Here is an 11,080-nt window from a genome sequence, read left to right as displayed (position 1 = left end):
GGCCGCGCCCCGGGCCCCGGCGAGCGCCGCGCCGGGCCAACCCGCCAGCACCCGCTTCCAGGCCGCGGGCGCCCCGCAGGTGTGGACGACGCCGATCCCGGCGGCCGCCCCGGCCACCAGCCCGGCCCCGATCATCGACGCCCAGGGGGCGGTGACGGCCATGTCCCGCGGCAGCAGCGCGCCGGCGAGCACGGCGAGCGCGGCGGCGGCCCCGGCCTGGGACGCGACGACGGCGCCCGCGTCGTGCCGGACCCGCCCGCCCAGGCGGAGCACCGCCCAGCGCGAGCAGAAGGCGACCAGCGCGACGACCACCAGCGTCGGCAACAGCGGCAGCACCCCGAACGGGCGCCCGTCCACCGCGACCGGGATGAGGTGCGCGGCCAGCCACAGCGGGACGGCCGTGGCGAGTGCCCCGTCCGCGGTGACCGCGACGCCGCCGGTGCCGGTCAGCAGCGCCGCCACCGGGACGAGCATCGTGTACCCGGCGAGGACGGCGCCCATCGTGGCCACGAGCAGGATCCGCAGCCGGTCCAGCCCGGTGCCGGTCCCGGTACCGCGCGTCGGGGTCCGGGCGGGGCGGCGGCGCCCCCGCTCCCGGTCCGCGACGGCGGTCGCACGCCCACCGCGGGACCGCTCCGGTGCGGACCCGGTGGACCGGGCCCGGGAGGCCGGGCGGCCGCGGGCGGGACGGGGCGGGGTGGTGCTCACCCGGTCAGCGTCGCAGCGAACGCGGCCCGGGAGGGGAAGGCACGCCGCGACGTGCCGGGGCCCACGGTTCCCTCCGCTCAGGCGGAGCCGTCACCGCCGGGCCGGAAGGTGCGGGTGGCCTCGTCGTCACCGGACGCCGGGGCCGCGGGGCGCTCGGTCTGCTCGCCGGGCGCCGGGGCGGAGCCGGAGCCGGGGATCGCGGAGGGGCGGGTGACACCCACGTCGTCCCCGGTACCGCCCGCGCCCGCCGTGTAGGGGGTGGTCGGGGGCGGGGCCTGCTCGCCTCCCGGCGCGCCGGTCACCGCGGCGGCGCGGTCGCCGTAGGACACCCCGGAGAAGGCACCGCCCGCGCCGGACGGCGGGGGCGGTGCCGCGTCGGCCTGCGGGGTGCCGCCGCCGACCGCGTGACGGCCCGCGTCGTCGCCGGTCCGGTCCTGTGCCCCGGGCACCTCGGGCGCGCCGTGGGCCCCGGACTGCCCCGGGTACTGCCCGGCGGGGGGCTGCGACGCCGCGGGCACCGCACCGGGGGCGCCGTACGCGGCGGCACCGGCGTGATCCGCGCCGGGCTGCACCGCACCGGACTGCGCCGCACCGGACTGCGCCGCACCGTGGGCGGCGCCGTACTGGCCCGCTCCGTACTGACCGGCGCCGTACTGGCCGGCGCCCGGCTGGGCGACACCGTGCTGTCCCGCACCGGGCTGCCCCGCGACGTGCTGTCCCGCGCCGTACTGTCCCGCGCCGTACTGGCCCGCACCCGGCTGGCCGGGGGCGTACGGGGCCGCTCCGGGCTGGGCGGCGTAGGGGCTCGCGCCGTACTGGCCCGAGGCGTAGGGGTCCGCGCCGTAGGGCGTCGCACCGGAGGCCGCACCGTACGGGGCCGCGGCACCCGGCTGGCCCGCGCCGTAGGGCTGCTGCGGCATCCAGGGCGGCTGCCGGCCCGGCGGGACCTGGCCGGGGCCGGGGCCCCAGCCGGGTTGCCCGACGTGCGACGGGCGCTGCGCCCGCGGCGCGGGGGCGGGGACGACGCCGGACAGGAGGAGCTGGGCGTAGAGCAGTGCGGCGGCGGCGAGCAGCGCGACCACGAACACGACCCAGCCGAGCGTGCCGCCGACCGCCCCGGTGCCGGTGCCGGCCAGGAGCAGCAGCATCGTCAGCGCCCCCGTCGTCGACAGGACCACGCCCGCGACCAGGGTGCGCCCGGTGCCGGGCAACAGGGTCAGGGCGCCCGCGACGCCACCGGCGACGACCATCGCGACCGGGAACAGCCCGGTGGTGACGTCGAAGAAGGTCAGGACCAGTGCCAGCAGGGCCAGCACGGCCCCCGCCAGGACGGCGACCCGCACCGTCGGAGCGGGCGCGGCCTGCTCCGGAGCCTGGACGGACCCGGGCTCGTTGCTCGACATGACGACCACTCCCGTGTGACGGACGGACTCGCTGCACCGCACGCTAGCCGATGCCCCCGACACGGCCGGGTGAGGCGCACCTGGTGCACACAGCACGACGCGCGGGCACCCGGGAGAAGTTCCCGGGGCCCGCGCGTCGGACGTGCGACCCGATCTCCGATCAGGCGGAGAGGATCTCCTTCATCAGCGCGGCGGTCTCGGACGGCGTCTTGCCGACCTTGACACCGGCGGCCTCGAGGGCCTCCTTCTTGGCCTGCGCGGTACCGGCCGAGCCGGACACGATCGCGCCGGCGTGGCCCATCGTCTTGCCCTCGGGGGCGGTGAAGCCCGCGACGTAGCCGACGACCGGCTTGGTGACGTTGGCCTTGATGAAGTCCGCGGCGCGCTCCTCGGCGTCGCCACCGATCTCACCGATCATCACGATGGCCTCGGTCTCGGGGTCCGCCTCGAACGCCTCGAGGGCGTCGATGTGGGTGGTGCCGATGACCGGGTCGCCGCCGATGCCGATGGCGGTGGAGAAGCCGAACTCACGCAGCTCGTACATCATCTGGTAGGTCAGCGTGCCGGACTTCGACACCAGGCCGATCCTGCCCGCGCCGGCGATGTTCGCCGGGATGATGCCCGCGTTGGACTTGCCGGGCGAGATGATGCCGGGGCAGTTCGGGCCGATGATCCGGGTCTTGTTGCCCGTGGCGACCGCGTGCGCCCAGAAGTACGCCGAGTCGTGCACCGGGATGCCCTCGGTGATGACGACGGCCAGCGGGATCTCGGCGTCGACGGCCTCGATCACGGCGTCCTTGGCGAACTTCGGCGGGACGAAGATGACCGACACGTCGGCGCCGGTCTCCTTGATCGCCTCCTCCACCGTGCCGTACACGGTGACGTCCTTGTCGCCGATGGTGTGCGTGGTCCCGGCCTTGCGGGCGTTCACACCACCCACGATGTTCGTCCCGGCGGCGAGCATCTTGGTGGCGTGCTTGGTGCCCTCGCCGCCCGTGATGCCCTGGACGATGACCTTGCTGTTCTCGTTGAGGAAGATCGACATGTCTCAGGCTCCAGCGTTCGCGAGCTCGGCGGCCTTGGCTGCCGCGTCGTCCATCGTGCCCACCACGGTGACGAGCGGGTGGTTCGCGTCGGCGAGGATCTGACGACCCTCCTCGACGTTGTTGCCGTCCAGGCGGACGACCAGCGGCTTGGTCGCGTCGTCGCCCAGGATCTTGAGGGCCTCGACGATGCCGTTGGCGACCGCGTCGCAGGCGGTGATGCCGCCGAAGACGTTGACGAAGACGCTCTTGACCTCGTCGTCACCCAGGATGACGTCCAGGCCGTCGGCCATCACCTGCGCCGAGGCGCCGCCGCCGATGTCGAGGAAGTTGGCGGGCTTGACCCCGCCGTGCGCCTCGCCGGCGTAGGCGACGACGTCGAGGGTGCTCATGACGAGCCCCGCGCCGTTGCCGATGATGCCGACCTGGCCGCCGTCGAGCTTGACGTAGTTGAGGCCCTTGGCCTTGGCCTTCGCCTCGAGCGGGTTCTCGGTGCGCTCGTCGACCAGGTCCGCGTGCTGCGGGTGCCGGAAGTCGGCGTTGGTGTCCAGGGTGACCTTGCCGTCGAGGGCGATCACCTTGTCCTGCGGGTCACGGACCAGCGGGTTGACCTCGACCAGCGTCGCGTCCTCGGAGACGAAGGTCTCCCAGAGCTTCACGATCACGTTCGCGGCCTCGTCGGCGACGGCGGCCGGGATCTTGCCCGCGGCGACGATCTCGTCGGCCTTGGCCTTGTCGACACCGGCGATCGGGTCGATGGCGATCCGGGCCAGCGCGTCCGGGCGCTCGACGGCCAGCTGCTCGATCTCCATGCCGCCCTCGGCCGAGCACATGGCCAGGAAGGTGCGGTTGGACCGGTCCAGCAGGAAGGAGAAGTAGTACTCCTCGGCGATGTCGCTGGCCTCGGTGACCAGGACCTGGTGCACGGTGTGGCCCTTGATGTCGAGGCCCAGGATGGCCTCGGCCTTCTCCTTGGCCTCGTCGGCGTTCTCGGCCAGCTTCACGCCGCCGGCCTTGCCCCGACCACCGGTCTTGACCTGTGCCTTGACCACGACGGCGGTGCCCAGCTCGGCCGCCGCGGCCGCCGCGTCGGCGGCGTTGTCCACGGTCCGGCCCGGCAGCACCGGGACTCCGTGCGCGGCGAAGAGGTCCTTCGCCTGGTACTCGTAGAGGTCCACTCGGCTCTCCCGCTCCACTTCGCTCTCGCCGCGACCGGCGCGACCCCGGCTCGTTCTCCGGGCGCGCCCCGCACAGGTGGCGGGCGGCAGCGGTCGCGGACGTCGGTGATGCTGCGTCGGGGAGCCTAGCCACGCCGCGCGCACCGGTCCTGACCTGGGCCGGTGACCGCTGTCACCCCGTCGGCGCAGTGCTCGATTCAGATCGACCGACCGAGTGATCGGGGCCACCGATCGTCTCGCGACACAGCGGAATCCTGTGACCTGCCTTACCTTTCGGACATGGCGACGTCGCTACCCGGAGGCGCTCGCCTGCGCGCGATCGCCGACGGGGCGCTGTCGACAGTGACGGCCGCGACGTCCGATCTCGGGCAGGCGGCGGGTTACGCCGCGCGGACCTTCACCTCGCGTGCGGGACTGCGCGGGCTGGCGCTGGAGGGCGCCTGGCTGGCCGCGCACCTGGCGCTGTACCCGATCGGGCTGGCCGAGGAGACCGTCCGGCCGCACGGCCACTGGCGCACCGACAGCCTGCCGCCGGTCAAGCGCAGCCTGGTCGTCGCCGACCCCACCGCCGCCGGGACGCCGATCCTGCTGGTCCACGGCATCATGGACAACCGCTCGGTGTTCACCGTGTTCGCCCACGAGCTGCGCCGGCGCGGCTTCGGGGTGGTGCACGCCATCAACTACAGCCTGTTCACCGACGACGTCCGCACCGCGGCGCACGAGCTGCGCGGCCATGTCGAACGGCTGCGCGAGGCCACCGGGTCGGACCGGGTGCACATCGTCGGGCACTCCCTCGGCGGGGTGATCGCCCGCTACTACGTGCAGCGGATGGGGGGTGACGCCGTCGTCGACACCCTGGCGACGCTCGGCAGCCCGCACTCGGGCAGCAACCTGGCCCGGATCGCACCGCTGCCGCTGTGCCGCCAGCTCTGCCCCGGCTCCGCGATCCTGCGCGAGCTGGACGAACCGGCCCCCGGCTGCCGGACCCGGTTCCTGGTGGTCTGGTCGCGGATGGACGAGATCATCGTCCCGCAGCGGAACTCCCGGCTGCGTCACCCGGACCTCGACGTCACCGAGCTGGAGCTCGACGACGTGGGCCATCTCGCGCTGCCGGTGGACCGGCGCACCGTGCACTTCGTGGCGAGCACGCTGGCCCGCGGGGAGGCGGAGCGGCGCGAGCACGACCGGGTGCGCGACCAGCGGCTGCGCGGGTCGCTGCGGCTGGTCGGCCGGCACGCCGCCGAAGGCGCCTGAGCGTCCGGTCCGGGCGGGGGAACGGGACCCTCCGTTCGCCGTCGCGTCGCCGACCGCCCGACCGGTCGTCGATGATCCACGACCGTCCGCAACCGCGCGGCGGGCCGCCGTTGCCGCTCGGCGGGGCCCGGGTTACCGTCGCGTTGTCCACGTCACGGACCGGTCACGGTGATCGGTGTCGCCCCGAACGACGCCATCCCCCGACGGAGCCCCCACTCCGACGATCACCGCCGAACGGTCCGCGGCGCCCTGAACACCAGAAGGGCAGTCTTGTCGCGCCACCGCTTCCCCAGCGGCGCCACGCGACCGGAGGCCCGGCCCGGCACGCTCCCCCCTGTGCCGCCGGTCGGTCACCGGCTCCCGGCGCTCCCGGCTCCCCCGCCGGTGGTCTCGCGTACCCGTGTGACCGTCGCCGCGGCGGCCGGCGGCGCCCTGGTCGCGGCCGGTCAGACGGTCGCCGGTGCCCTCGGGGTGCCCGGCTGGGGCGGTGAGGCCGCGGTCGAGGAGTCCTACGCCCGGCTCGCCGCCTCGGCGATGCTGCCGGTGTCCAGCGACACCCGCCCGGCCGACACGACCGCCCCGATGGACACCTCCGCGATCGGCGGCGAGCAGCTCTCCGCGCAGGCCGCGTCGCTGCCCGACCTGGACTCCACCTCGAAGGTCGACGTCGCCAACCTGACGAAGGCCGCCCGGATGGGCCGCGAGGCCGCCCAGCTGGAGCGGGCCGTGACGACCGCGATGTCGCACGGCGCCCCGAAGGCGGTCATGTACAACGGCGAGGCACTGGTCATGCCGACGGCCGGCCGGTTCACCTCCGGCTTCGGCGCCCGCTGGGGCGTGCAGCACAAGGGCATCGACCTCGCCGCCCCGATCGGCACCCCGATCTTCGCCCTGACCGACGGCGTCGTGGAGAAGTCCGGCCCCGCCAGCGGCTTCGGGATGTGGGTGGTGCTCAAGCACCCCGACGGCACCAGCACCGTCTACGGCCACATCAACCGCTCGTTCGTGCAGGAGGGCCAGCAGGTCAAGGCCGGCGACGAGATCGCCGAGGTCGGCAACCGCGGCCAGTCCACCGGCCCGCACCTGCACCTCGAGGTGTGGGAGCCGGACGGCACCAAGATCAACCCGCTGCCGTGGCTGGCCGCACGCGGCCTCGACGTCACCGCGGCGACGGGCTCGCGCGACGCCTGATCGGCGGGCGCCGCTCCCCGGCCCCGCCCGGACGGTCCAGAATGGCCGGGTGGCGGACGAGTCGGCGTACCGGGTGGGGGACGGCGAGCGACGGGCGGTCGACGCCCGGCTGCAGCGCGCGCACGGCGAGGGACGGCTGTCCCTGCCCGAGTACGAGGAACGCTCGGCGAAGGCCTGGGCGGCCCGCACCCGCGCCGACCTGGAGCCGTTGACCCGCGACCTCCCGGCCGGCACCGCCGCCGTCGAGCAGGCGCCGACCACGGCCCTCCCGGCTCCGGCACCGACCGGCGACTTCGCCGCGGCCGCCGGGCGGCGCGCCGGCGGGATCCTCGCCACGGCCGCGCTGGTCGTCGCCGCCGTCTGGGGCGGGTCGCAGGTGCTGCCGCTGACCGACGGCGTGACGGTGTTCGGGTCCCGCACGATCGGGGTCCAGGCCGATGCCCCGCGGGTGGGCGGGGTGCTGCTGTTCGGCTCGGTCGAGGTCGTGGTGCCCGAGGGCGTCCGGGCGGACGTCTCCGGGTTCACGGTGTTCGGCTCGACCGACTGCCCGACGGCGTGCGCCGCGCCGGGCGACCGGGCGGTGGACGTGCACGTCGTCGGGGCGTTCGGGTCGGTGAAGGTGCTGACCCCGGCCGAGGCCGCGACGCAGGACCGCGACGACGACTGAGGTCTACAGCTTCTGCATCGGGACGCCGCCGATCAGCATCAGCCGGACCGTCCCGCCCGAGCCGAAGTCGATCGTCACCGTCGCGCGCGGGCCGATGCCGTCGGCCGCGACGACGGTGCCCAGGCCGTACTTGTCGTGGTTGACCCGGTCCCCGACGTCGAGGTGCAGCGACTGGTTGTTCAGCGACCTCTCCGGGACCTTCCAGCTCCCGCGGTCGGTCGCCTGCGGCCGCTTCCCGAACCCGAACCGCCCCACCGGCGCCGACGGCCGCTGTGCGGCGAGCTGCTCCTCGGTGCGCCGCCAGTCGAGCAGCGACGGGGGCACCTCGTCGAGGAAGCGCGACGCCGGGTTGGTGCTGGGCTGCCCGAACGCGGACCGGACGATCGCCCGGGACAGGTAGAGCCGCTTCTCCGCGCGGGTGATCCCGACGTAGGCCAGCCGGCGCTCCTCGGCGAGCTCCTTCGGGTCCCCCAGGGTGCGCAGGTGCGGAAAGATGCCGTCCTCCCAGCCCGTCAGGAAGACCACCGGGAACTCCAGGCCCTTCGCCGTGTGCAGGGTCATCATCGTGACCACGCCGGAGTCGTCGTCGGGGATGGAGTCCGCGTCCGCGACGAGCGCGACACGCTCCAGGAACGCGGCCAGCGAGCCGGGCTCCGGGACACCGTCGGGGGCGTCGTCGTAGGCGTCGGCCTCGCCCTCGGGGGCCGCGCCGTCGGATGCCCCGTCGTCGGGGGCGGCACCGGACCCGATCGCGGCCCCGCCGTCCGACGCCAGGTCGGCGACGGCGGCATCCCCCGCGAACTCCCGCGCCACCGTGACGAGCTCGGCGAGGTTGTCCATCCGGGTGCCGTCCTGCGGGTCCTCCGACGCCTGCAACTCCTCCAGATAGCCGGTGCGCGCGTAGACGGCCTCGAGGACCTCGGCGGTGTCGTCGCCGCGCTCGACGAGCTCGCGCAGCTCGTCGAGCATCCGCACGAACCCGGCGATGTTCTTCTGCGAGCGCGTCGCCAGGGCGGGAAGCCGCTGCGGCTCCTCGGCGGCGGCGCGCAGCGCGCGGGCGAACGAGGTGCGCTCGCGCTCGGCGTACTCGGCGACGACGGCCTCGGCCCGGTCCCCGATGCCGCGCTTGGGCACGTTGAGGATCCGGCGCAGGCTGACCGTGTCCTCCGGGTTGGACAGCACCCGCAGGTAGGCCAGCGCGTCGCGGATCTCGCGGCGCTCGTAGAACCGCACCCCGCCGACGACCTTGTAGGGCAGCCCGACCCGCAGGAACACGTCCTCGAAGACGCGGGACTGGTTGTTGGTCCGGTAGAACACCGCGATGTCGGAGTTGCGGTACTCGCCGGTGTCGACGAGCCGATCGATCTCGCGGGCGACGAACGACGCCTCGTCGTGCTCGTTGTCCGCGACGTAGCCGACGACGCGCTCGCCGTCGCCCGAGTCGGACCACAGCCGCTTGTCCCGCCGCTCCGGGTTGCGGGCGATCACCGCGTTCGCCGCGGACAGGATCGTCTGGGTCGAGCGGTAGTTCTGCTCCAGCAGGATGGTCCGCGCGTCCGGGAAGTCCTGCTCGAACTCGATGATGTTGCGGATGTTCGCGCCGCGGAAGGCGTAGATCGACTGGTCCGAGTCACCGACGACGCACAGCTCGCCGGGACGCCCGTTCGCCGTGGCCGGCGCGACGAGCTGGCGGACCAGCTCGTACTGGGCGTGGTTGGTGTCCTGGTACTCGTCGACCATGACGTGCCGGAAGCGGCGCCGGTAGTACTCGGCGACGGCCGGCAGCCGGTCCAGCAGCGAGACCGTCTCCATGATCAGGTCGTCGAAGTCGAAGGCGTTCGCCTGGCGCAGCCGCGACTGGTAGACGCCGTAGACCTCGGCGATGCGCCGCTCGTGGTCGGTGGCGGCGCGCTCGGCGGCCTCGTCCGGCGAGACGAGCTCGTTCTTCAGGTTGGAGATCTGGGCGGCCAGTGCGCGCGGGGCGAACTTCTTCGGGTCGAGCTCCAGGTCACGCCCGACGATGCCGACGAGGCGGCGGGTGTCGTCGGCGTCGTAGACGGAGAAGGCGCTGCGCACGCCGAGGTGCTTGGCCTCGCGCCGGAGGATCCGCACGCACATGGAGTGGAAGGTGGACACCCACATCGGCCCGGAGCGGCGTCCGACGAGGGCGTCGACGCGCTCCTTCATCTCGGCCGCGGCCTTGTTGGTGAAGGTGATCGCCATGACCTCGCCGGGGTGCACCCCGCGCTCGGCGAGCAGCCAGCCGATCCGGTGGGTGAGCACGCGGGTCTTCCCCGACCCCGCTCCGGCGACGATCAGCAGCGGTGAACCCGCATGCGTCACGGCCTCCCGCTGGCGGTCGTTCAGGCCGTCCAGCAGGCGGCGGCCCTGGGCCGTCGTCGGCTCGGCGGCGGCGGCGGCGGGGCCCGTCCCGGGGAGTTCGAACAGCGCACTCATCGTGTCGAACACGGTACGCCGGGGGTCCGACGACCCCGCTCCGGCGTCGCCGGTCCCGGAAACCACGGCGGCCCGGTGCGCCGGGTGGTCTACACTCGCCGCGTGGCTCACGACGGGCGATTTCGCTACGGGTACCGGACCCCGGTTCCCGCTGCGCCGCTCGTCTGAGCCCAGACGCCACCCGCACGCCCCGGAGTCCGACGGACCCGGGGCGTTCGTATGTCCTCGGTCCCGACGGCCCGTGACCGAGACGAGGAGACCATGACCGTGACCGACCCCGCAGCCCCGCAGCCGAGCTCCGGCACGAGCACCGAGGTGCGCACCGGAGCAGACCCCGAGATCGAACAGCTGCGCCGGGAGATCGACCGGCTCGACGCCGAGATCCTCGACGCGATCCTCCGCCGCACCGAGGTCTCGAAGCGCATCGGCGCCGCCCGCATGGCCGCGGGCGGACCGCGCATCGTCTACAGCCGCGAGATGGCGGTGCTGGACCGGTTCGCCGACCTCGGCCCCGAGGGCCGCGAGCTGGCGATGATGCTGCTGCGGCTGGGCCGCGGACGTCTCGGCGGCCGTTGACGACCGTGTGACACCCGGTCGCGCCCGGCGACGGGGGCCGGAGCGGCGACCGCTCGGCGATTCACGCGCAGTACACAGGGCGACACGCCCACACGGGCCCCACCTGGGGTTCAGGTCGGGGCAGGCTTGCGCAATGGTTGCCTTGCGAGGCAACGAGCAGGCCGAGCGGTCGGATACGGCCGATGAACGGGAACCACCCGATCGGGTGACCTGCGACGAGCGGAGTGTGATCACTTGGGGATAGAGGGCTCTTTCCGGTACATCTTCCCGGGTCGAAATGACCCGAAGGAGGACGTGCGGCCGTGACCGACACACCTGCCGGAGCCCCGCTCCCCGGCGCCCCCGGCGCCACCGGGCCCCGCGACGTGGTGAGCGTCGCCGAACTGCTGGCGCGTCACTCGCGTGCATCCCACGCGTCCTCCGACGGTGCGGGGCCGCTCACCGGGCCCGTCCTGTCCGTCGGTGACCTGCTGCGCCGTGAGGGGCGTCCCCCGGTGGCCGACGGTGCGGCCGCCGACGCCGCGTCGGCCGGTGACATCGCCGCCGCGGGTGCCCCGGGCGGCTGGCCGGACATCGACCTCCCGCAGCCCCGCGCCGCGGCCG

At 74.3% G+C, this 11,080-nt stretch carries 10 protein-coding genes; 5 read left to right on the top strand and 5 right to left on the bottom strand.

What is annotated here, in order from left to right; genetic code table 11:
- The 4 genes from NH602_RS21990 to sucC all read right to left on the bottom strand — a co-directional run.
- A partial coding sequence (locus NH602_RS21990) for a DUF6350 family protein (protein WP_374210245.1) occupies positions 1–708 on the bottom strand: 708 nt, incomplete at its 3' end.
- Positions 709–785: 77 nt separating this feature from the next.
- Entirely contained in the window at positions 786–2,111 is a 1,326-nt protein-coding gene (locus NH602_RS21985; RefSeq protein WP_253068791.1) for a DUF5336 domain-containing protein, read from the bottom strand.
- 160 nt (positions 2,112–2,271) lie between these two features.
- Complete coding sequence (gene sucD, locus NH602_RS21980) at positions 2,272–3,156, bottom strand: succinate--CoA ligase subunit alpha (protein WP_253068790.1); 885 nt, start codon at positions 3,154–3,156, stop codon at positions 2,272–2,274.
- Between the two features lie 3 nt (positions 3,157–3,159).
- Entirely contained in the window at positions 3,160–4,350 is a 1,191-nt protein-coding gene (gene sucC / locus NH602_RS21975) for an ADP-forming succinate--CoA ligase subunit beta (RefSeq protein WP_301549002.1), read from the bottom strand.
- A gap of 261 nt (positions 4,351–4,611) precedes the next feature.
- Between sucC and NH602_RS21970 the strand changes: the two genes are divergently transcribed.
- The 3 genes from NH602_RS21970 (at position 4,612) to NH602_RS21960 (ending at position 7,444) form a co-directional block, all read left to right on the top strand.
- Positions 4,612–5,586: a triacylglycerol lipase gene (locus NH602_RS21970; RefSeq protein ID WP_253068789.1), complete on the top strand. Its 975-nt coding sequence runs from the start codon at positions 4,612–4,614 to the stop codon at positions 5,584–5,586.
- A gap of 402 nt (positions 5,587–5,988) precedes the next feature.
- A complete protein-coding gene (locus NH602_RS21965) occupies positions 5,989–6,777 on the top strand; it encodes a peptidoglycan DD-metalloendopeptidase family protein (protein WP_253068788.1) in 789 nt (262 codons plus the stop codon).
- Between the two features lie 49 nt (positions 6,778–6,826).
- Complete coding sequence (locus tag NH602_RS21960; protein ID WP_100878706.1) at positions 6,827–7,444, top strand: DUF1707 domain-containing protein; 618 nt, start codon at positions 6,827–6,829, stop codon at positions 7,442–7,444.
- 3 nt (positions 7,445–7,447) lie between these two features.
- Here the strand turns inward: NH602_RS21960 and NH602_RS21955 are convergent, their stop codons facing one another.
- Positions 7,448–9,901: a UvrD-helicase domain-containing protein gene (locus tag NH602_RS21955; protein WP_253068787.1), complete on the bottom strand. Its 2,454-nt coding sequence runs from the start codon at positions 9,899–9,901 to the stop codon at positions 7,448–7,450.
- 315 nt (positions 9,902–10,216) lie between these two features.
- On the opposite strand from NH602_RS21955, the gene NH602_RS21950 reads away from it, so the two are divergent.
- A complete protein-coding gene (locus NH602_RS21950; RefSeq protein ID WP_149663792.1) occupies positions 10,217–10,477 on the top strand; it encodes a chorismate mutase in 261 nt (86 codons plus the stop codon).
- Positions 10,478–10,779: 302 nt separating this feature from the next.
- Positions 10,780–11,080: hypothetical protein (locus NH602_RS21945; protein ID WP_253068786.1), on the top strand; the 301-nt coding region annotated here is incomplete at its 3' end.

The organism is Pseudonocardia sp. McavD-2-B (genome assembly GCF_024124365.1).
Classification (GTDB): Bacteria; Actinomycetota; Actinomycetes; order Mycobacteriales; family Pseudonocardiaceae; genus Pseudonocardia; species Pseudonocardia alni.
Note: the sequence above shows the minus strand (reverse complement) of the source record. Positions and strands in the feature narration are given on the sequence as shown.